Here is a 21,458-nt window from a genome sequence, read left to right on the forward strand (position 1 = left end):
TCAGGATTGAGCGCGCGGAAACAATGCAATTTCTACCTCGTCCGGTATGTACCGGACCCGGTGAGAAACGAGTTTGTGAATATCGGCGTTATGCTGCGAGATGCGGAGCGGCCGGAGCAGATGACTGTGACTTTCACGAAAGAGTGGGCGCGCGTGCGTTGTATCGATCCTGATGTGGATGTCGCCATGCTGGAGAGCCTGGAGAGCGAGCTGCGACAACGGCTGGCGCATCCGGAGGCTGGGTTGCCGCCGCTCATGCACGTGCTGGAGGATTCTTTCTCGAATGCTCTGCAGGTTACGGAGCCAAAGGCCTACCTGGCTGAGTCTCTGGTTGCCGGAGTTGAAGAGCTGATGCGGTTGTATGTGGAACCGCGAAAGCGGCAGACGGTAGCGCGCAAAAGCGGCAGGCAGGCGATCCATACAAAAATGCGATCGCAGTTTGAGCGGGCTGGTGTCTGGGATTTGATGCGGAAGCGAATTGCAGTATCGAGTTACACAAAGCCAGGCGATCCGCTGCGTATTGACTGCGGGTATCGGCCTAATGGCGTTGTTCGTATGTTTCATGCTGTTTCTCTGGAGAGTGACACGGAATGGCCAAAGGTGCTGGCCTTCAGCGTGGCGGCGATTCGCGAAGGGGTGGCCCGCGTTGAAAATGCGAAGCTCGAATTAACCGCTGTGGTCGAGCCGATTGCGGAGGTCAGCTCCGATCGGGATGACGCAGAACGCATGGAGCAGTACAGGTTTTCAGTAGAAACGATGGAGGCGGAGGAGATTCGGGTGTTGACTACGAATGATCTGCCTCGAATAGCTGAGGTCGCACAGACGGAGCTTCGGGTTTAGGAGGCTGGGCCGCGGCAGGTTGACTGAGTTTGAGGGTAGATGAAGGCATGGCGCTAAGCCATGCCTTTTGTTTTTAGCCATGACAAGAGTTGGAGGCGACATTGACGGTGAAGAATTCTGTTCAAAAACTATGGCGGCGCAAAGAAGTAAGCGTGGCAGCGGCAGAGGCTCGGGTTGCGCAGCGTAAAACGTTGGCGCTGCCTTCCATTCTGACGCCGTATCGAATGCCTTCGAATGCGCTGCCGAAGCCGACCCCGGTGAATTTGAGAAGGTTTGCTGAAACGCCGTTGGTTCGCAGGGCGATCAACGTGCTGAAGGATCGCATCGCCAGCCTCGATTGGCAGATTCGGCTGAAGCGAGGGTTTTCGATTGCGGATGTCGCAGATGTTCAGGAGCGTATGCAGGCTCTTCGGCAAGCGTTGGAGGAGCCGAATCCGGCTGATTCGTTTCGCACACTCATCGAACAGGCGCTGGAAGACGCGCTGGTTGGTGGTTTCGGCGCGATTGAGATGGAGTTAACGGGCGATCCTCAGAAACCTTTCGATCTGTGGGCCGTGGATGGAGCGACGATTCAGATCGATCCGAAATGGGATGGCAAAGCTGATTCGATCCGATATGCGCAGACGACGGGAATGCCGGGAGCCACCGGGCAGGTGCTTTTGCGGGACGATCAGCTGATTTATATGCGGATGAACCCGCGCTCGCATACGCCATTTGGCCTGGGTCCGTTGGAAGTTGCTTTCGAGACGGTGAATACATTCCTTGCAGCACACCGATTTGCTGGAAACCTGGCGAGCAACGCGGTGGCACAGTATGCGCTGTGGCTGAATGAAACAACGCCAATGGAGCACGAGCGGCTGATTCGCTGGTGGCAGGACGAGATTGAAGGCACGGGACGCGTTCCAATTCTCAGTACGGAGCAGAAGCCGGAAGTGCTGCGTTTTGCCAGCGGAACGGATGCCGATCTGCGGCTTAACTGGCAGGAGTTTCTGATTCGCATGATCGCAAACGCCTTCTCGCTGCCTCTAATGCTGCTGGGCCTCGAACGCGAAGTGAATCGGTCGACTGCCGCAGAGCAAGCGGATGAAGCGTTTCGGAGCGCGGTGGTTCCGTTAGCGAAGTTACTCGCTGAGCATCTGACTCGGGATCTGTTTGCAAAGAAGCTGGGATGGCGCGAGTTCGAGTTTGTATTTAACGAACTCGATGCTCCGGATGAATTGACCGAGCTGCAGATACAGACACAGCTGCTGGCTGCTGGAGTGCTGACCGTCAATGAAGTCCGGTCGATGCGAGGACTTGCTCCGCTTGCATTAGCCCAGACTACAGAGATCGCGGGAGAAGGGAGGTAAAGGGCAGTCAGGAAGAGCATGGCGGTATTTCAACAAGAGGGATGGAGAGGACATGAGACTGGAAGCAATGGCGATCACCATGCCGGAGGTCGCGGACCATCCGAACCGGGTTCCGTTTGAAGGTGTACTTACAGCGGTCGATGAGGCGAGCACGCGACCTCCATCGGGTGCTCGCGGACACAGAGTGATTCTTACCCGTGAGGCAGCAAGTGCGGCATTGCCGTCGCTGCTGGGAATGGCAGTGGACTATGCACCGAAGTGGGATGCCCACGATGCGCGAGTGAAATGCGGCATCATCACCGAGGCTGACGTAATCGGCAATCAGCTGCGGGTGAGCGGTTACCTATTTGGACGTGATTTTCCGGAAGTAGTGGAGCAGTTGAATACGAGCACGGCTGGAAATATGGGCATGTCATATGAGTTGGCCAATGCGCATATGGCGAACATGTATGCGGAGGTTTGGACTCTGACGCGTGCAACGTTTACGGGTGCGGCCATTTTGCTGCGGGAAAAAGCCGCGTATGGGAATACTTCTTTTCGGCTGTCGGCTGGCCGGTGCAGAAGCAGCGTATCCGCAAAAGGATGGAGCGAGACAAGAACGGCTACTCGTTCTCGCTGGCAATTCAAAGATCAATCTTTTGGTCAAACACAGAGGAGGAAGGAAGCGTAATGGAAACAGAAAATATGTTTGCTTCGTTGGGGGAAAGCATTGAGCGACTCGGAGCCGCGGCGGAACTGCTGGAGCGGACGGTAACGTTGCTGGAACAACGCGGATCTGCAGGCGCTGTGGAAAAGCTGACCGCGGCCGTCGATAGCCAGGAAGAGCTGTCTCAATTACGGCTGAAGCTCGAGGCTGCGGAGCAACAAATTGCTGAGCTTCGTGCATCGGGCAGCCGCGCGACTGCCGCACGTCAGACGCTGCCCGCTTCGACAGCACAATTGCTGGCCAAGCAGGGATTGTCGACTGTGGATTCGATTCAGGCCGGCGCTTTGGACGCGGCTCTTACAGGATTGAACGTGGAGCAGCGTATTGCGGTGAAGTCGCAGCTGTTGCGCGCCGGATTGCTGACGCAGTAACCCTTTGCTGCCGGATAGCCATCACGATTTCCAAAATGAAGTAAAAACAACCTGCAAATCAGGTGGAAGGAATGGAATGAACGCAAATTTTTATGACATTCATGCAGCTGCAGATTTCATCGGGCCTGGCGCAATTGAGGTTCCGTTTTACCAGACGGAGATTACCGACATCGTTCGGCGGCGCGGCATCTTCGGACAGCGCATCAAGCAGGTTCCGGCTACGGGCCATCCTTCGCGTTTCTTTGAAGAGACCGCGATTCCGTCTCCGGGCGCGGCTGGCTTTGTCGATCCGCGCAACATCGTCGCGCCCATTGTGAGCCCGACGCGTGTAGAGCGCAGCGTGCCGTTGAAAGCGATTGTGGCGCAGCTCAATTACAACCTCTTTGATATTGAACTGGGCACGCAGCAGAAGCAGTTTGCATATCTGCAGGCCAAGGACCTGGTCGATACGGTAGAGGGCGTTCTGCACACGCATGACATCGCGCTGTGGAATGGGAACGACACGTCGCTGAGCACACCAACTTCCGCGCAGTATTACGGTGTCGCTTCACAGATTGCTGCCGGTGGCAACACCACGATGATCGGTTCCACATCCAGCATCGTGGACGGTCTGAAATCCACGATTGCGCAGATGGTCGCCAGCAGCAATTTCGCTGTTCGTCCCACGGCCATCTATGCCAATCCAGTGTTGCTGGACCTGATCGACCGCGAGATGAAGACCGACTTCAATGTCGTGCTGAATACGCGTGAGATCAATGCCGGCTTCACCGTGAAGACGCTCTCGACACAGGCTGGAGATCTGCCGTTGATTCCGGACTGGGCATTGAGCTATTCAGGAACTCCCGGCTCGGGCTCGGCTGTACTTCCGGCGTATATCGTGACGGAAGACATGATCGAGTATCACTGGCTGAGTGATTCGACTCCGCGAGTTTTCCAGCTGGGTGTTCCAGGATCGCTTGCTTCGCAATACGTCGCGGTGAAGTTCGGTGGCGTAGTAGTGAAGGGCGCAAACTATGCACATTACCAGGTGCTGGTCGACCGCTAGTCTGAATTTGTTTTGATTACGGGGCTGGTCTTAAACGACCAGCCCATTTCTTTTTCTAACGCGGAGATGACTATGGGTTATTTGCAGCCGACCGATTACGAAAATTTTGGGTTAGCGTCGGACACCACTGATGACTGGGTCACGGTGGCGTCGGCCTTGATTGATAGCCATTGCAGGCGTGTCAGTCTGAATCCTACGCAGTATGTAGAGCGGCTGCGACTGACTGCGGGATCGCAGACAGTGCGCTTGAGCTATCTTCCACTGGCGCCGATTGTGCCAGCCGCTTCACCTTTTGTAAATATCCAGGCTCGTTATGCCCGGCCTCGTCGAGGGCAGATGATTTATCCGATGCAAGAGGAGATTGCGTGGGCATTTGCTTTACCGGGTGCATGGACGCAGCTTGATCCTTCTGCTGTCGATTTCGTTGCGGAAACGGGCGAACTGATTTTTCCAATGAACGTCCTGGGACTTCCTTACAACGAAGTGCAAGTGACATATACAGCTGGCCTCAGCACCATTCCCGACTCGGTGATGGCGGCATGTGCGCTGATCGTGAAGAACGCGCAGGCGACTCCTGGTCTGAACGTGAAGAGCAGCAAGATCGACACAATGCAGATGCAGTATTTTTCGAATTCATTGATTGACGGCACGGTGGAGAGTCTTTTGAAACCGTGGGTCGCGAACAGGCTGGGGTGAATTATGGGGAGTGATCTTAGCGTTAGAAACGCGAACCAGAGCCCCTTGCTGATGGCAGATGCGCTACTGCGGGCGGGCGGCGGTATAGCAGTGTCTCTCCTGGTAGCGCCTGCGACTGGCGACAGCAGCGACGCGGGACAGGTCGGAATCGATGCTCCGAATTTCCAGCTGCTTTCGCTGTCGCCTGCGATCTTCCGCAAAGCGCGTGCCACGATGCAGGAGGGCCGACCGCCTCTGTATGAGCTGTTGATTTCTGCTTCTTCTGTGCAGCAACAGGTAAGCGCGTTGCAATTTACTTCGGCGGATGCGCTCTTCGACAGCGCCGCAGGGGTGGAGATCAACGATGGACAGTTTCTGATAGAGTCCCGCTCTGTTTCAGAATCCCTGGGACAGGTGTATTTGTATCGACTTCTGTTACGTGAATCGCATGCGCTACTCCAGTCGATTCCATAAACGTTTGTGAGGCTACCATGCAAAATGCAATAGACACATTTTATGTGACGCTGCGAAACCGGCTGGCCGCACTCAATCCGGGCCGGGTGATGATCCAGCGTGGCGTGCAAAGACCAGGAATCATGGTGGAAGACGCCGAGGGAGTTGTCGCGCAAATGCCGGGAGATGTTTTCGTACTGCGTTGGTCGGAGCTTCAAACTGACACCCAATTGCCATGCGTTCTGGCACAGATGACGTGCGAGATTCACTACACGACCGGCGGCACACAGCCCAACTCTGGCCTGGATCGAGGCCGCGCGATGGAGGAGATGGATGCAGAGCTGCTTTCAATCATTTCGCCTGGTTGCGCGCAAAAGATGAACTACACGCAGGCTCCGGCAGCGGCTATGGAGACACGAGTTTTCTGGCCAGGCGCACAATTCGGCGCGCTCACGGTATCGCGTGAGCGCATGGCTCGTATAGCGAAGGTGAATGTATTTGCGTTTCAGGAGCAAGGCGAATTATGAGCACGAACGCAGTTACAAATTACGCGATGCTGCCAACCATCAGCCGCCGGGTGCGCGCCTATTTTGCGCCAGTGGATCGCGTACATCAGACCCCATCCATATTTGATCCGTCGCAGACAGGCAGATTCCTGCTTGATGCGCCGTCTGCCCCATGGATCGATCTCGGATGGATCGAGAATTTCGCTCGCAAATCGACGAGCGCGATTGACGCGCTGAACAGCGGTTTGCCTAGCACTGCGCAATATCAGATTCGCGAGACCACGGGCGCGACGTTATCGTTTCGCTTTAAGGTCTGGAGCAAGCTGACGATGGCGCTTACCGCTGGATCGCAACATATGAATCTTATCCAGCCGCTGAACGGCAGCGGCGCCAACGGCTCCGGGACGAAGGGGATTGCGGCAGTCAGTGCCCAAACGGGTTCCACGGCTACCAGCATCGCTTTGAATGCAACAGATACAGCTTTATTTTCTCCCGGTAGTTTAGTCGTAGTCGATGTGGACTATGCAGGACAAACAGGATTTGTTGGCAGCGGAGTTTCCGCGGCGTATGTGCGCAGCGCGGCGGGCGTCAACAATGATCCTGATTACATCCGCAGGGTTACATTTAACGTCGCGCGTGTGTCGCAGGTGAACACGTCCGGTCTGCAACTTGCTCAACCGTTGCTCGCAGGTGCTCCCGCGCCTGGGATGAAGGTACAGCCGATCGTCGGGTTTGTGGATCGTGAGGGCGGAAGTTTTTTTCAGGAATGGTCTGCGGTTTTTGTTTTGCCGGGGGAACAAGGTGACCGTGTGATCTTCCACTATCCACGCTTGCAGGCGATGCAGGGAGCGGCGGAAAGCGGCGATGCCCTCGCAGCACCACTCGAACGAATCTCGCTCGATGCGAGCTTTCGCGCGCTTCCCGTCACCGATAGCAACGATGGTGAGCATGTGGTGTGCTTTCGCAGCTTTCTTCCTGGCACTATGACGCTCATCTAGGTGCTGATGAGCTCTGTAATACCTTTTGCGCGCTGAGGAAATCAATCTGATGATCCTGACAATAGATAATCTGGACGGGAACGGTCCGCTGAATTACTCCAGGACTGTGATGGCAAAGGCTCCGCTGCGCATCCAACGACAGTTAAACGAGCCGTCCACATGCAGCTTTACGCTGCTGCCAATGGCTTCAAACATGTCCGTGCCTCTGCGCCTTGCACGCGTCATCGTGAGCGATGACAACGGCATTATCTTGTTTACGGGATATGTGGCCAGCGAACCTGCACTGATACAAGCTGGAGAAGGCACAGAAGGACCGGTATACGAAGCGGTCGTTTCGGCGATAAGTGACGAAGTGCTGCTGGATATGCAGGGCATTTCACAAGCGACCTCACGTTTTGCGCTGCCTGCAGGGGAGACCGCGCAAATGCTCACTGGCATCGTGGATCCAACGCGCTTTACCTATAACACCGCCCAGGCGACAGGTGTCGTGGGAAGGTTTGTTGCCGAGCCGGGAGAGGCATGGTCCGGCAATGTCGGTCTTCTCGGTTCCAGCTCAGGCAATGCGTATCGCGTCATTTCCGGTGGCTTAACGATGGCGCCCGTAGGTGATGTCACGCATTCACTCAGCGAAAGCGATGGAACTCTGCAGGTGAGTAAGCTACAGGCTTCCATGGTGAAGATGCTGGCCAACGACGTGACTGTCTGTGGACAGGAGGAACCGAGCGCTTATATCACCGAAGTCTTCGCGGGCGATGGTACAACCGTTCTTTTTGATTTAACCGAGGTGCCTTTCTTTCCTACCTCTTCGAAGACGCATCCGCTGTCGGATCTCTTTCAGACGCCTGCTGTCAATATGCAACTATGGCAGTTACAGGATACGGGAACTCATATTTCGATTACCTCGAATGGGCTTACCTGCACGGGCGGCAATGGGCTGGATGGAGAAACCACTCTATTCGCTAACAGCGACCTGGAGCTTGGCGGATCGCTGGTGATCGAGGCGAACGGCGTGGTTATCAGTGCAGGCAGCACGGGCGTGATCAGCGGACTTTATGCGGGCGACATCAATATCCCAGACTGTGTTGCCGGCTTTCAGGTGCTTCAGAACAGCGGAAATTCGCTGATCTCGCCTTTGATTGACGGCCTTAGCGCAGGCAGTTCATTTTCTCCGGTTGCGGGCCATGTTTACACGTTGCGCACGCGGCTGTATGCGAAAGAGATGCAGCGTGTTTTACAGGCCTACTATGCAATGGGAGATAGCGGGCTGCAGCTTTGGGGCGGCACGGCTACTCCTTGTGGGATAAATGTCGTACTCGAGATACAAGACACCACGAATGGCGTGAATGCGACACCCGTGGTGTTGTATGACGGATCGCTAGCAATCACTCCTTCGGTTTGTACTTTTGCTCTATTAAACAGCACAAATCTTATCTGTACGATTCGCAGTGTGGATGTAATCCAGGAAGGCCCTGCATGGGTGACAAGTATTCCTCCGGGTGGCAACGTGATGACACGACGCCTGGGCACGACAGCACAAGGAGCGGACTGCAAGATTGAGCGAACCGGGAAACTTCGCTTTTATCCCACCAGCGTGCCGCAAGCCGGGGAGCTGGTGTTCGTCTCCTATCGCAGCAAGTGGCGCGCAGTGGCAAGAAAGGCAAACAATACCAGCGTCTCACCACAAAACTCTTCCCAGCTTCCGTCCACCGCGTGCTGGTTCGGCACTGTGACCAATCCCCAGGCAATAAGCTCTGTGGACTGTGAAAATGCGGCCGCCGCGTTACTCAGCTTGTCATCGAGCCGCGCAGCCGCATGGACGGGAACCTATACAGGCTGGAACATGGAAGCGCAGGGCGACATCTGGCCCGGTGACGTTCTGGCGGTGAGCTCTACATCTGCCAGCATGAGTGCGAATCTTATTGTGCGCAGTGTACAGGTCGATATTGGCTGCACCGTGCCACAAATGAATCAGTACACCATTCGCTTTGCAAACGACTGGGCGGATGCGCTCGCAATCAAAACCTCTTCCACCGTACCTGCGGACGCATGGTTGCCGCAGCAACCACAGGCGGTCGAGCCGCTGGCTAATCTGCTGACACTGAATCCGTCATCGATTACCGGCAGTGAAATTCAAATCAGTGCGGGTGCAACGCCGCCTCCGGGCGGTGGTTTCGAGGTGCGGCGGCGCGACTGGTCTTTCGGTCCGGGAACGGATTCTGATCTCGTGCTGCGCAGCCCCGCCAGCAACTTCACCATTCCTCGCGAAGCTGCAATAGAGCAATATTACGTGCGCATGTATGACGGTTCCACACCACCGAATTATTCGCGTTTTTCGAGCGCCATCTTCGTCAACGTACCGCTCTAAAGCAACTCATTACCGACTTTTCATTCAATCCTAAAACAATAAAGGTGCATCGATCATGAGCTTCCCACACGTGGGGCTTTGGACTGGCGGCGCTGCGCAGTCCTTCTGGACGGGCGCGGGTGCGCTCTGGATTTTTTCGGCTGCGGTAAGCGCAATGAGCCCGCCTGCGGCCAACAGCGTCGGATTTTACGCGTGGCTCTACCGTTTTACCCATCTCTTAGCCGCAAATCTGGATCGCGCCCTCGGGCCTGTGTCCGGTCAACCGCATACCGATTTTTCAAATAAGGAGAAAGCATAAAAATGGCGAACATATTACTCGGAATGGAACACGGCGTTGAAGTAGCTGCCGAAGATGTCCTCAAATTCGTGAGTGGCGCTAAAGCAGCAACCAGCAAAGTTTCGCCCGATGTGGTGGCGGCTCTTGGCGTTCTGCTGGGCACCGTTGCCAAAACGATTGGCGACATAAACAGCGTTGTGGCGAACCCGCTGAATCTTTCGCTGGATGCCACTACCATTCAGGATCTGAGAACAGTATGGCCGGCGATCGTTCAGTTCGCTGGATCCATCGGCATTAAGCTGTAATAACTTCGAGCGATGAGTCTGCCGTCCTGAGCGCAATTCCGTGTGATTTTCTGATCGGATAAGAAAGCATCTCTTTCGCTGCGCTCAGGATGGCGGCGCGCTCACCTTCTTTCATACAGTGGATCGGAACCACGAGTCGACTTCCGCACTATAATCCACCTATGGAGCACGCCCCGCTTGTCGGCGTGGTGATGGGCAGCAAGAGTGATTATGAAGTGCTGAAAGCTGCCGTCGACCTGCTGAAAGAATTTTCCATTCCTTATGAAGTGCGAGTGGTTTCCGCGCATCGCACTCCCGACTGGCTTTTCACCTATGCAGAGCATGCGGAATCGCGCGGCCTTCGCGTGATTATCGCAGGAGCCGGCGGCGCAGCGCATTTGCCCGGCATGTTGGCAGCAAAGACACTTGTGCCTGTACTCGGTGTGCCTGTTCCTGCAACGATGCTCAACGGTATCGACTCTCTTCTTTCCATCGTGCAGATGCCGAAAGGCGTCCCGGTAGGCACACTCGCTATTGGCAAGCCTGGGGCAGCCAACGCTGCACTATTTGCGGCTGAGATTCTGGCGATAACCGACCAAGAGCTGCGCGAGCGCCTGCGCTCATGGCGCGAGTCTCGCAAGGAAGAAGTTCTAGCTGAGGAGCTGCCGCAGTGAGCGCGATCCTTCCCGGCGCAACCATCGGTATTCTTGGCGGCGGGCAGCTTGGCCGCATGACCGCCATGGCAGCCCGCTCGCTCGGCTACCGCATTCAGGTCATGGATCCCGATCCTTCATGCCCGGCGCGATTTGTTGTCGACGCCTGCTTTGAAGGCTCATGGGACGATGCCCGCGCTGCTGCAAACCTGGCGCGTGGATGCGACGTCATCACACTGGAAATTGAACAAATATCGGTAGCAAGTCTGGAAGCTGCGCAAAAGTATGCGCCGGTGCGCCCGGGCATTGCCATGATGCGGACCATTCAGGATCGCATCCTGCAGAAGAACTGGTTGGTCGAACACGGTCTTCCCGTCGGCGAATTCCGCACCATCGAATCAGAGGCCGATCTTGAAGCAGCTATTCCTGCTCTCGGTGGCCGCTGTTTCGTGAAGAGCGCACGCGGTGGGTATGACGGCCGCAGCCAGGTAAAAATTGGCTTCGGCGATCCAGTCAGCGCGGCTGAAGCATGGCGTTTGCTTGGAGAACGGCCAGCGGTTGCAGAACAAGCACTAGATCTCGAGAAAGAGATCTCGGTGATGGTTGCTCGCACGCCGAACGGCGAGGTAAAGAGCTATCCCTCGGCCGAAAATTACCATGAAAATCAGATTCTGGCCTGGAGTGTCATTCCCTCTTCGGTTCCCGCCGATGTGGAAGCGAAGGCTCAGGAAATGGCACGACGCATCGCCGATCAAATGCAGCTCGAAGGCATTCTTGCAGTAGAGATGTTTCTCACGCGAGACGGGCGGCTGCTTGTGAATGAGCTGGCTCCGCGTCCGCACAACAGCTACCACGCCAGCGAGCGCGCCTGCGTTACCAGCCAGTTCGAGCAAATTGTCCGCGCTGTCTGCGATCTACCGCTCGGAGATGTCGCACTGGTCAAGCCCGCCGCGATAGCAAACCTGCTGGGCGATCTTTGGCTCAATCATGAGCCGAAATTCGATCGCGCTCTCACCGTGCCGGGAGTTGGGCTGCATTTGTATGAAAAGCACTCAGCGCGTGCTGGTCGCAAGATGGGACATCTTTCTGCGATAGGCGACACGCCGCAGGATGCGGTTGCGCGCGTACTCGAGGCAAAGGCGTTGCTCTAAATTGCCGTCATTCTGAATGAGCGAAGAATCCAGAAGAGCTAACGTAAACGAAACTTCTCATAGGTTCTCCTGAAAAACCTAAAACAGCCGAGCAGCAATGAAACATTCTCTGGATTCTTCGCTTCGCTCAGAATGACTCGGTCTTACATGACGTCAAAATAAAAAAGGCAGGCTCCAAGAGCCTGCCTTTTTACCGAAGAACGACAGTTAGCCGATATCCTCATTCCAGTTTTCGAGGTACTTCTTCACCTCTACCATGAACTTACCTGCATCGGCGCCGTCGATGATGCGGTGATCGAAGCCAAGCGTCAGGTGGATCATGTGGCGGATCGCAATCGAGTCTGTCCCGTCCTCATTGGTGACGACGGCAGGCTCCTTGAAGAGTCCGCCAACCCCGAGAATCGCGCTCTCCGGCTGGTTAATGATTGGCGTACCGAACTGCTCGCCAAAAATTCCCGGATTTGTAATCGTGAAGGTGCCAGATCCTACTTCATCCGGTTTCAGCTTCTTGCCGCGTGCGCGTTCTGCCAGATCGGCAATCGCGCGGGCGACGCCCACAAAGCTGCGTTCCTCCGCCTGCTTGATCACCGGAACGATCAAACCCCAATCGAGCGCGACTGCGATGCCGATATTAATGTTCTTGTGATAGCGGATCGCATCGCCTTCCATCGAAGCATTGACAATCGGCATCTTGCGCAGCGTCGCAATCACAGCACGCGAGATGAACGGCATATAGGTGAGCTTCACGCCATTGCGCTGCTCGTACTTCGACTTTTCTTTCTCGCGGATTTTGACGATGCGCGTGAAGTCAATCTTGAAGACGGTATGCACGTGCGCGTTAGTGTGCTTGGAATCGACCATGCGCTGCGCAATGATCGAGCGCATCCTTGAAAGCGGCACCAGTTCGCCGGGAAGCGCCGGGGTCGTCGGTGCAGCGGGAGCAGCCGGCTTTGCAGCAGCAGGCTGCGGCGTCGCTGCCGGTGTGCTGACCGGGGCAGCTGCCGCAGGAGCGGGTGCTGCGCTTCCAGCGCCATGCTTTTCGAGGAAGCTGGTGACATCGTTTTTCGTGATGCGACCGCCGGCTCCGCTGCCCTGAACCTGGCTCAAATCAAGATTGTTGTCCTTGGCCATCTTGCGGACCAGCGGCGAGGAGCGCACATCTTCGCTTACGCTGGCGGCCGGTGCCTGAGGTGCGGATGCGGCGGGAGCGGCTTCGGTCTTCGCAGGAGCTGGTGCCGCAGGAGTTGCTGCCGGAGCTGCGCTCACCCGTGCAGTGCCGCCGATGACGCCAACAACCGTGTTGATCTGCACAGTATTTCCAGCAGGAACTTTGATCTCGGACAGAACTCCTGCTGCAGGCGACGGAATTTCCGCGTCTACTTTGTCGGTCGAAATCTCAAAGAGCGGCTCGTCGCGCTGCACGCTGTCGCCAACCTGCTTGAGCCACTTGGTGATCGTGCCCTCAAAGATCGATTCGCCCATCTGCGGCATCACGATATCTGTTCCCGGGCCTGCTGCGGCAGGAGCAGCAGGGGCTGGGGCTGCAGGCGCCTCATCTGCCGGAGCTGTCGGGCTTGGTGCGGCGGCCGCAGGTGTCGGAGCTGATGCTGTAGCCGAACCTGACTCATTGATCACACCGACTACAGTATTGATCTGAACGGTCGCACCCTCGGCAATCTTGATCTCAGAAAGAACGCCTGCCGCCGGCGACGGAATCTCCGCGTCTACCTTATCAGTCGAAATTTCAAAGAGCGGCTCGTCGCGTTGCACAGTATCGCCCGGCTTCTTGAGCCATTTGGTGATCGTTCCTTCAAAAATCGACTCGCCCATCTGGGGCATGATTACGTCAGTCGGCATGGATTCCCTTTCCGGAGTAGTGCAAACACCCGTTTGCGCAAATATTGATTATAAATCGGTGTTCCGGCCCCTGAGGTCGTGCGAGGCCAAACGGTTTAGTTTACGCGAAATGCGTTTCCTTCTCACCTCGCAGACGCTTGACCTCGTTTGGAATGCTCAAAGGAGTGTCCTGCGCGGAACCCTTCGCCGGGTCGGGAAGCAGATCTTCCAATGACTCCAGCCACAGAATCTGCAGGTCGAAAACCTGCCCAAAATAACGAGATACCGTGTGCATCACGCCTTCCATCGTCGGAGCATTCTCCGCTTCCAGTTCCAGGCTGGTCACGTCACGGTCGGCAATGCCACAGGGAACGATCAGGTTGAAATCGCGTAGATCCGTCGTTACATTGAGCGCAAAGCCATGCGAGGTGATGCCTCGTGAAATATGCACTCCAATCGCGGCGATCTTCTTTTCCTGAACCGAACCGCCGGCGAATGTCCACACCCCGGTCCTGCCGGCAATCCGCTGGGTGCGCACACCGTAATCTCCGCAAGCGCGGATCAGAACTTCTTCGAGCTTGCGGACATAATCGACCGCGCCCAGGCGCGGAGAAAAGCTGCGCAGGTCAAAGATCGGGTAGCCCACCAGCTGCCCAGGCCCGTGATAGGTCACGTCGCCGCCGCGATTGATCTCATGCACTTCGACGTCGCGCGCGGCGAGCATCTCATCGCTGGCAAGAATGTTTGAGCGGCTGGAATTTCTGCCCAGCGTCAGCACCGGAGGGTGCTCCAGCAGCAAAAGCACGTTGCCTATGCGCTGCTGATGCCGCAATTCGACCAGTGTTTTTTGCAGCGCCAGCCCTGTAGCATAATCAAGGCGTCCGAGATCGAGGACCGATAGGATCATTCTTCTCAAAAGCAAGAAGCCCGGTTTGAGTACCGGGCTTCCTTCACTATGCGTTAAATGTTGATCGCTAATCCCTCGACGCTGCCGAAGCCATCGAGCATCGCCTCAGAAAGCGTCGGATGCGCGTGGATCATGTAGAGCATGTCATCGATCGTCGCTTCCAGCTCGATGGCCGTAACCGCCTCAGCTACCAGTTCCGTAGCCTGTGGCCCGATGATATGAACGCCGAGAATCTCGCCATACTTCGCATCACTGACAACCTTGATAAAGCCTTCATGCGAATCGACAATCGACGCCTTCGAGTTACCTGCGAACGGGAACTTGCCGACCTTCAGCGTATGTCCTTTTTCCTTGGCCTGCGCCTCGGTCAGTCCTACGCTGCCAATCTGCGGCTCCGTATAGGTGCAGCCCGGAATGCGCTCGCGAATGATAGGCCGCGCATACTTGCCCGCAACCTTGGCCGCAACCACCATCCCCGCCATCGCGCCTACGTGTGCTAACTGCGGCAACCCGGCGACGATATCGCCGATCGCGAAGATGCCCGGCTCGGTCGTCTCCATCCATTCGTTCGTCTTTATGAAGCCCTTTTCCGGCGTGATCTTCGTCTTGTCGAGGCCGATGCCTTCCGTACGCGGTGCGCGGCCCACGGCGACCAGCACCTTCTCAGCTTCCTTTACTACCTGCTTGCCATCGGACGCGGTGAACGTAACCTTGACCCCGGTTTTCGTCTTTTCCACCTTTTCCACTTTTGCGCCGGTATGCGTATCGATGCCGCGCTTGCGGAAGCTCCGCGCCAGCTCCTTGCTCACATCCTCATCTTCGGCGGGAACCAGCCGCGGCAGGTATTCCACCAGCGTGATCTCCGAGCCGAAGCTGCGAAAGATCGAAGCAAACTCGACGCCAACCGCACCCGCGCCAATCACTACCAGCGACTTGGGAATCGCGTTGATGGAGAGAATCTCGATATTGGTAAGAATCTTGTCATCAGGAGTCAGGCCCGGCAGCATGCGCGCGTCCGAGCCGGTCGCCAAGACCACGTTCTTCGCCTTGATCTGGCTGGTTTTACCAGCCGTATCCGAAACTTCCACGGTATGCACACCGCCCTGCGCGACTCCGGTAACGCGTCCGAAGCCCGGGACGACCGTCACCTTGTTCTTCCGCATCAGGAAGTCAAGGCCCTTGGTGTGCTTAGCGATGATCTGGTTCTTACGGTCAAGAATTACCTTCCAGTTCAGCTTGCCCTCGCCCAGCCCCTCAATGCCGTATTCTTTGGCATTCTTCAGGTGGTCGTAGACTTCGGCGTTGAAAAGCAATGCTTTCGTCGGGATACAGCCCACGTGCAGGCAGGTTCCACCCAGCTTGTCTACTTTTTCGATGAGGGCGACCTTCAATCCAAACTGGCCCGCGCGAATGGCGCACGTATATCCAGCCGGACCGCCACCAATAATTGCAATGTCATAGGTTGTTTCTGCCAAGGGATGCTCCGTTTCGAAAAAAGTGAAATGTACCGGCGCGGAATGACCACTACCCTAACTATTGATTCTATGCGAGCGGGAAGGATTCACGCGAGGCCGGGTAATTGAGACTCAGTGCTCATGACGTGCTTTGGAGCCGGATCTTCTTTCAGAATGAAGCACATTGTTTCGTTTCGTGGTGATGTGTTTGTAAACCCACTCACCGGGAGGCAGAAAGGCAAGTAACAAAATCACAATGCCGACACCGATGCCACCCGCGGCAAAAGTAGTTTGGTGATAACTAGAGTTGTCGAACACCATTTGCCCGTTTCGCAACTGAACGACTGCCAGCAAAATGAGGCCTAGTCCGCCTGCGATAAGTAGTAGTCTGGTGAACCAATTCATAGACTTACCCCAGCACCTTCGCAGCATCCTTCGCAAAATACGTCACGATAAATCCAGCCCCCGCCCGCCGAATCGAGACGAGCGACTCCATCATGGTCCGCTGCGGCTCCAGCCAGCCTTTAGCAAACGCAGCCTGAAACATCGAGTACTCCCCCGACACCTGGTAGGCCCCGATCGGCACATCGAAGCGCTCCCGCGCCGCCCGAATCACATCCAGATACGCCATCGCCGGTTTCATCAGCAGCATGTCCGCGCCTTCCGCCAGATCAAGCTCGATTTCGCGCATCGCCTCGCGCAGATTTGCGCCATCCATCTGGTAGCTGCGCCGGTCGCCGAATTGCGGCGCCGAATCCGCCGCCTCACGGAATGGCCCATAGAAAGCCGAGGAAAACTTCGAAGCATACGAGAGCACCGGCACCTGTTCCAACCCTTCTTCATCCAGCTCATCGCGAATCGCAGCTACACGGCCATCCATCATGTCACTGGGAGCGACAATATCGGCCCCAGCCTGCGCCAGCGAGAGCGCCGTACGCGCAATCAGCCGCACGCTTGAATCATTCTCAATCTCATATGCTTCGCCCTGCTTCTTCACAATGCCGCAATGGCCATGCGAGGTGTACTCGCAGAGACAAACATCGGCAATCAGGAGCAGGTTTTTGAGTGCAGCGCTCTTTTTGAACTCGCGCAGAGCACTCTGCACAATGCCGTCTTCGGCCCACGCACCCGACCCTTCTTCGTCTTTCGACTCCGGCAAACCAAAAAGCAGCAGGCCGCCAATACCCAGCGACGCAGCCTCTTCAGCTTCTTTCAATGCCTCGTCAATCGAGAGATTGCAGACACCAGGCATGGAAGAGATTTCGTTCCGCACGCCTTCGCCGGGACAAATAAACAGCGGATAAATAAACGCGCCGGGTTCGAGATGGGTTTCGCGCACCAGCGAGCGCATCGGCTCGCTTGACCGCAGGCGTCTCAGCCGCGTAACTGGATATTCCATGCCTTTATTTTAATGTCCAGCCATGATTTGCCGTTCGCCGGAAGCCGTCATCCTGAGCGTAGCGAAGGATCCAGAGGGCGCTGACAGGGCAAGGACGCTAGCAAGTTTCTCGCCAGAAACTTAGAGGTGCTGTGCCATTCGAAATATCTTCTGGATTCTTCCCCTTCACTTTCGCTCAGGGTCAGAATGACGATGCAAACATCAGGGCACTGCAATCTGTTCATAGTCCTGGCCGGATGGCGCAGGCAGCAGCACCCACAGTGTGTAGATGGACAGAATCGTTCCCGTAAGCGGTTTAATAAGCGTAAGAAACGAAGTTACAATCGCCAGCGACCGCGCCCATGGAGCACGCCTGAGTAAGCCAATACCGGTGACCACTGCCAGCAGAGATCTTCCGATGACCAGCGCCGTAATCAGCTCCGGCAGCCAGATCATATGTGGAAAGGGAAAGCCGGGTCCAAAAACATAGGAGTGATGGCCACCATGGCCCCAATAACCCCAGCCGCCAAATGCGCCTGCCACAAACGGCAGAGCGATCAGCCATCCGATCATGCTCCATGCCGCCCACACCAGCCACAGAATCCCGACGGTCTGCACATGCCGCTGCACGCGCGAATAAGCTGAGGGCCGCGCCAGTGGCATCGGAGGTATAGGCCGCCCGCACCGGGGACATACCTGCTCAAAGGATTGCATTGCCTGGCCGCATCCGCTGCAAAACATCGCTCAAATCCTCCTTAAGAAGCTACGCACCCCGTGCCCTACCGGTTCCGCAAATCGCAGTTACCATGGATTTCATGCCCCTCGTGAAGTCCACCCCGTCCCCGGTAGAGGATTGTAGCCGCACTGTTCTTGAATGGGACAGGTTTCTCGCCCTGCTCGGAGGCTATTCCATTTCCTCCATCGGAAAGGCCTGGGTTCTAGCCCTGCAGCCTTCCACGGACCGTGAATGGCTCGACCGCCAGCATTCGCTGGTCGAAGAAATGCGGCTACTTCTCGGTGAAGGAGAGCAGCCTCGACTCGGTTCGCTTTTCGACGCCACTGATCTGCTTAACAAGTCCCGTATAGAAGGTGCAGCGCTCGAAGCCGAAGAGATTCGCGACATACTCAACCTCGCCGACGACATCTCCGGCTGGACAGCCCTGTTGCGAATGCCGCCCGAGCGCGTACAAGACAAAATTCCGCAGCTCAAAGCGCTCTCTGCGCAACTGCTGACGAGCGACCTTCGTCCGCTGGTCGACTCGCTGCGCACAAAGATCCTGCCCGACGGCACCCTCACCGACGATGCCTCGCCCGAGTTGCGCCGCATCCGCCGCGAAATGGAGCGCCAGCAGCGCGCCATCGAAGACAGTCTGCGATCCGCCCTGCGTCGCTTGTCCGAAGGCGGCAGCACGCAGGACGACCTCATCACCATTCGCGGCGAACGCTTCGTCATCCCCGTGAAAAGCGAAGTCAAACGCCGCGTGCAGGGCGTCATCCACGGAGCCAGTTCCAGCGGCCAGACCGTATATCTGGAGCCGCTCGAAACCATCGAGCTGAATAACGATCTCGTTCGCCTGCTCGAAGACGAGCAGGCCGAGATTCACCGCATCTTTCTCGCCATGACGCGCCAGATTGGAGCGTATGCCTCCGTCATTCAAGAAGGCGCGGGCGTCCTTGTCGAAGTGGAGACTTTGTTGGTGCGAGCGAAGTTTGCGCAGGATTTCGAGTGCATACGGCCACATTTCACCGAGACCGATCACGCTCTCTTTGAGTTGAAGCAGGCTCGTCATCCATTGCTCGAAAAGCGTCTGCGCGCAAGCGGTGGAAAGATCGTTCCGCTCACCCTCGGCTTATCGAGCGAAGAACGCCAGCTCATCATCAGCGGCCCTAACACCGGCGGCAAGACTGTCTCGCTCAAGACTGCGGGACTGCTTTCGATCATGGCGCAGGCTGGAATCCCCGTGCCTGCGGAAGAAGCCGTCTTTCCAGTTTTCGCAAACATTCTCGCCGACATCGGCGATTCGCAATCGATCGAGCAAAATCTTTCCACCTTCTCTGCCCACATCGTCAATCTCAATCGCATCGCACAAATCGCAAATTCAGATTCGCTAGTTTTGCTCGACGAGCTCGGCTCAGCCACCGATCCAGAAGAAGGCGCAGCCCTTGCCGTCGCTATCGCAGGACACTTCCTGCGTGCCCACGCGTGGTCGATCATCTCCACGCATCTCACCTCGCTGAAAGTCTATGCCGCGAATAACGCCGGGGTGCGCAACGCCGCCGTCGGCTTCAATGAGCAGACGCTGGCGCCCACCTACGAACTTCGCCTCGGCGTACCCGGAGCATCCGCCGGCATCAACATTGCCCAGCGTATCGGCCTCAATCCTGAGATCGTTGCCGCCGCCCGCTCACAACTCAATACGCAGACGCAGGACATCGCCAGCTTCCTCGACAGCCTGCATCAACAATTAGAGGCGCTCGGCAAGGAACGCATCCGCGTGCAACAGTTTGAACAGGAAGTCGCACGCGAGCGCCACCGTCTCGCCACGGAAGGCATGAAGGAGTGGCGCACGAAAGTCCGCGAGCTCGAGCAAAAGCTGCAGTCGCTGCTCAAAGACTTCGAGTACCAGGCGCGCGAAACCGTCCGCGCCATCGACGACCGCGCAGCGCAGTTGAAGCTCTCGAAGCACGCCGAGCAACGCATCGCCCGACTGCGCCGCGAGTTTCAGGAGAGCTTCAACTCCGCTGTCGTCGCCGACAAAACCGGAGCAGACAGAGACGACCAGAACGCAAAACCGCACGTCGTGCGAAACATCTCCATCGGAGACACGGTGAAGCTACGGACCCTCGGACGCACAGGCGTAGTGCAGCGTGAGATCGACGCCAATACTTATGAAATCGCCGTCGGCCCCATGAAGATGCGCGTGGCCCGCGATGAGATCGCCGAAGTACTTTCCATGCGGTCCAACCCGATTGCGACTGCGCGAAGCCGAGGGGTCACGGTCTCGGTTACCAATCCCGACGCCGACATGCGTTCAGAGATTAATTTGATTGGCAGAACAGTCGACGAAGCTACCGATGAAGTTGAAAAATTTCTCGACCGTGCTTATCTCGCCGGATTGCCAAGAGTCCGCATCGTACATGGCACGGGAATGGGAATCCTGCGGCGGGCATTGCGCGCCATGCTTGAACGGCATCCGCACGTGGCCGCCATCAGCGAGCCCAGTCAGGCAGAAGGAGGCGCCGGCGCCACAGTCGTCGAAATGCGCGACTGAAATCTGGACGACCCACCCGACCGGTGCTACGATACGACACGCAGAGCGGGGCTCAACATGATCCGGGTCATAACCGTCGAACGAGAATATGGAAGTCGGGGCGCTGAATTTGCCCATCACCTGGCGAAATATCTTGGCTGGAAGCTGATTGATCAATGTCTTATCGATGAGATTGCGGTCAAGGCAGGCGTAACCAAAAAGCTTGCTGAGAGTTGTGACGAGCGTCTGGATCCCTGGTATTACCGCTTTGGTAAAGCATTCTGGCATGGCTCCATCGAACGAATGCCGACCACAGCAGATCCCGAATTTTTTGATTCCGAACGCATGGTTGAATTCGTTCGCGACTACTTCCACCAGCAGGTCCAGGCTGGCAACTGCGTCATCGTAGGCCGCGGAGCCACCAGCGCGCTTCTCACCACGCCAGGGGTCTTTCATATCTTTGTGCACGCTTCCATGAAGCGCAAACTTGAATGGTTCACAAAGAACTTTCCCGATCACACGAAAGAAGCCGAACAGGAAATACTTGCCACAGACAAAAGGCGCGCTGCCTATGTGCGCCGCTTCTATAACCGCGAGTGGGCCGACTACAGGCTTTATCACCTGATGCTGAATTCCTGCATGGGATTCGACGCCATGGTGAAGGCCAGCGTCGAAGCTGCGGGTCTGCCGTCTGTCGTGCCACAGCACGCAGAACTCCAAAAATAAAAATTTATTGTTGTCTTATCGAGCGATCCCGCACGAAGCAATTCCTGTCGACAATCGTTCTAACTTCCTGTCCCTGCATTGTTTCTGCAGAAACTGGAAAATATCCGTTTCCTTTAAGCAACCGTACCGCCCGCAACATCCTCCGACACTTTGTGTCACAACATTGTGGGTGGGGGGACCCACAACAAGAGCAAGTAAAAAGGCAATCATATCCTCGAAACCTGCGGATAACG

Annotated in this window: 22 protein-coding genes; 16 read left to right on the top strand and 6 right to left on the bottom strand. The window is 56.4% G+C overall.

What is annotated here, in order from left to right:
- The first annotated feature begins 6 nt into the window (after positions 1–6).
- The 14 genes from GSQ86_RS21975 (at position 7) to purK (ending at position 11,673) form a co-directional block, all read left to right on the top strand.
- Positions 7–840 (top strand): DUF3037 domain-containing protein, encoded by an 834-nt coding sequence (locus GSQ86_RS21975; protein ID WP_158752282.1) that lies wholly within the window; start codon positions 7–9, stop codon positions 838–840.
- A 107-nt stretch (positions 841–947) separates the two neighbouring features.
- Complete coding sequence (locus GSQ86_RS21980) at positions 948–2,189, top strand: phage portal protein (RefSeq protein WP_254062551.1); 1,242 nt, start codon at positions 948–950, stop codon at positions 2,187–2,189.
- A gap of 52 nt (positions 2,190–2,241) precedes the next feature.
- Complete coding sequence (locus GSQ86_RS21985; RefSeq protein ID WP_254062552.1) at positions 2,242–2,859, top strand: hypothetical protein; 618 nt, start codon at positions 2,242–2,244, stop codon at positions 2,857–2,859.
- Positions 2,859–3,266: a hypothetical protein gene (locus GSQ86_RS21990; protein ID WP_158752283.1), complete on the top strand. Its 408-nt coding sequence runs from the start codon at positions 2,859–2,861 to the stop codon at positions 3,264–3,266. The genes GSQ86_RS21985 and GSQ86_RS21990 overlap by 1 nt, the downstream gene beginning before the upstream one ends.
- A gap of 76 nt (positions 3,267–3,342) precedes the next feature.
- The gene (locus GSQ86_RS21995) at positions 3,343–4,311 is read left to right on the top strand and encodes a hypothetical protein (protein ID WP_158752284.1); all 969 of its coding nucleotides are present in this window, start codon (positions 3,343–3,345) and stop codon (positions 4,309–4,311) included.
- Positions 4,312–4,383: 72 nt separating this feature from the next.
- A complete protein-coding gene (locus GSQ86_RS22000; RefSeq protein WP_158752285.1) occupies positions 4,384–5,007 on the top strand; it encodes a hypothetical protein in 624 nt (207 codons plus the stop codon).
- 51 nt (positions 5,008–5,058) lie between these two features.
- Positions 5,059–5,460: a hypothetical protein gene (locus GSQ86_RS22005; protein ID WP_158752286.1), complete on the top strand. Its 402-nt coding sequence runs from the start codon at positions 5,059–5,061 to the stop codon at positions 5,458–5,460.
- Between the two features lie 17 nt (positions 5,461–5,477).
- The gene (locus tag GSQ86_RS22010; RefSeq protein WP_158752287.1) at positions 5,478–5,966 is read left to right on the top strand and encodes a hypothetical protein; all 489 of its coding nucleotides are present in this window, start codon (positions 5,478–5,480) and stop codon (positions 5,964–5,966) included.
- Positions 5,963–6,943, top strand: coding sequence for a hypothetical protein (locus GSQ86_RS22015; protein WP_158752288.1), 981 nt, complete (start codon positions 5,963–5,965; stop codon positions 6,941–6,943). Before GSQ86_RS22010 ends, GSQ86_RS22015 begins: the two co-directional genes overlap by 4 nt.
- Positions 6,944–6,992: 49 nt before the next feature.
- Positions 6,993–9,308 (top strand): hypothetical protein, encoded by a 2,316-nt coding sequence (locus GSQ86_RS22020; RefSeq protein WP_158752289.1) that lies wholly within the window; start codon positions 6,993–6,995, stop codon positions 9,306–9,308.
- A 55-nt stretch (positions 9,309–9,363) separates the two neighbouring features.
- Positions 9,364–9,606, top strand: coding sequence for a hypothetical protein (locus GSQ86_RS22025; RefSeq protein ID WP_158752290.1), 243 nt, complete (start codon positions 9,364–9,366; stop codon positions 9,604–9,606).
- A 2-nt stretch (positions 9,607–9,608) separates the two neighbouring features.
- Positions 9,609–9,890: a hypothetical protein gene (locus GSQ86_RS22030; RefSeq protein WP_158752291.1), complete on the top strand. Its 282-nt coding sequence runs from the start codon at positions 9,609–9,611 to the stop codon at positions 9,888–9,890.
- Positions 9,891–10,051: 161 nt separating this feature from the next.
- Positions 10,052–10,543: a 5-(carboxyamino)imidazole ribonucleotide mutase gene (gene purE, locus GSQ86_RS22035; protein WP_158752292.1), complete on the top strand. Its 492-nt coding sequence runs from the start codon at positions 10,052–10,054 to the stop codon at positions 10,541–10,543.
- A complete protein-coding gene (purK, locus tag GSQ86_RS22040) occupies positions 10,540–11,673 on the top strand; it encodes a 5-(carboxyamino)imidazole ribonucleotide synthase (RefSeq protein ID WP_158752293.1) in 1,134 nt (377 codons plus the stop codon). The genes purE and purK overlap by 4 nt, the downstream gene beginning before the upstream one ends.
- Positions 11,674–11,880: 207 nt before the next feature.
- On the opposite strand, the gene sucB is transcribed toward purK, so the two are convergent.
- The 6 genes from sucB to GSQ86_RS22065 form a co-directional block, all read right to left on the bottom strand.
- Positions 11,881–13,530: a 2-oxoglutarate dehydrogenase, E2 component, dihydrolipoamide succinyltransferase gene (gene sucB / locus GSQ86_RS22045; protein WP_158752294.1), complete on the bottom strand. Its 1,650-nt coding sequence runs from the start codon at positions 13,528–13,530 to the stop codon at positions 11,881–11,883.
- Between the two features lie 100 nt (positions 13,531–13,630).
- The gene (gene lipB / locus GSQ86_RS22050; RefSeq protein WP_158752295.1) at positions 13,631–14,416 is read right to left on the bottom strand and encodes a lipoyl(octanoyl) transferase LipB; all 786 of its coding nucleotides are present in this window, start codon (positions 14,414–14,416) and stop codon (positions 13,631–13,633) included.
- Positions 14,417–14,469: 53 nt separating this feature from the next.
- Positions 14,470–15,891: a dihydrolipoyl dehydrogenase gene (gene lpdA, locus GSQ86_RS22055; protein ID WP_158752296.1), complete on the bottom strand. Its 1,422-nt coding sequence runs from the start codon at positions 15,889–15,891 to the stop codon at positions 14,470–14,472.
- A gap of 111 nt (positions 15,892–16,002) precedes the next feature.
- Positions 16,003–16,275 (bottom strand): hypothetical protein, encoded by a 273-nt coding sequence (locus GSQ86_RS23215; protein WP_216841254.1) that lies wholly within the window; start codon positions 16,273–16,275, stop codon positions 16,003–16,005.
- 4 nt (positions 16,276–16,279) lie between these two features.
- Positions 16,280–17,269: a porphobilinogen synthase gene (hemB, locus tag GSQ86_RS22060; protein WP_158752297.1), complete on the bottom strand. Its 990-nt coding sequence runs from the start codon at positions 17,267–17,269 to the stop codon at positions 16,280–16,282.
- Positions 17,270–17,470: 201 nt separating this feature from the next.
- On the bottom strand, positions 17,471–17,911 hold the full coding sequence (locus GSQ86_RS22065) for a hypothetical protein (protein WP_158752298.1): 441 nt from the start codon (positions 17,909–17,911) through the stop codon (positions 17,471–17,473).
- Positions 17,912–18,054: 143 nt separating this feature from the next.
- Between GSQ86_RS22065 and GSQ86_RS22070 the strand changes: the two genes are divergently transcribed.
- Both GSQ86_RS22070 and GSQ86_RS22075 read left to right on the top strand, forming a co-directional pair.
- A complete protein-coding gene (locus GSQ86_RS22070; protein ID WP_371720690.1) occupies positions 18,055–20,520 on the top strand; it encodes an endonuclease MutS2 in 2,466 nt (821 codons plus the stop codon).
- A 57-nt stretch (positions 20,521–20,577) separates the two neighbouring features.
- Entirely contained in the window at positions 20,578–21,225 is a 648-nt protein-coding gene (locus GSQ86_RS22075; RefSeq protein ID WP_158752300.1) for an AAA family ATPase, read from the top strand.
- Positions 21,226–21,458 lie beyond the last annotated feature (233 nt).

Source organism: Acidobacterium sp. S8 (genome assembly GCF_009765985.1).
Classification (GTDB): Bacteria; Acidobacteriota; Terriglobia; order Terriglobales; family Acidobacteriaceae; genus Alloacidobacterium.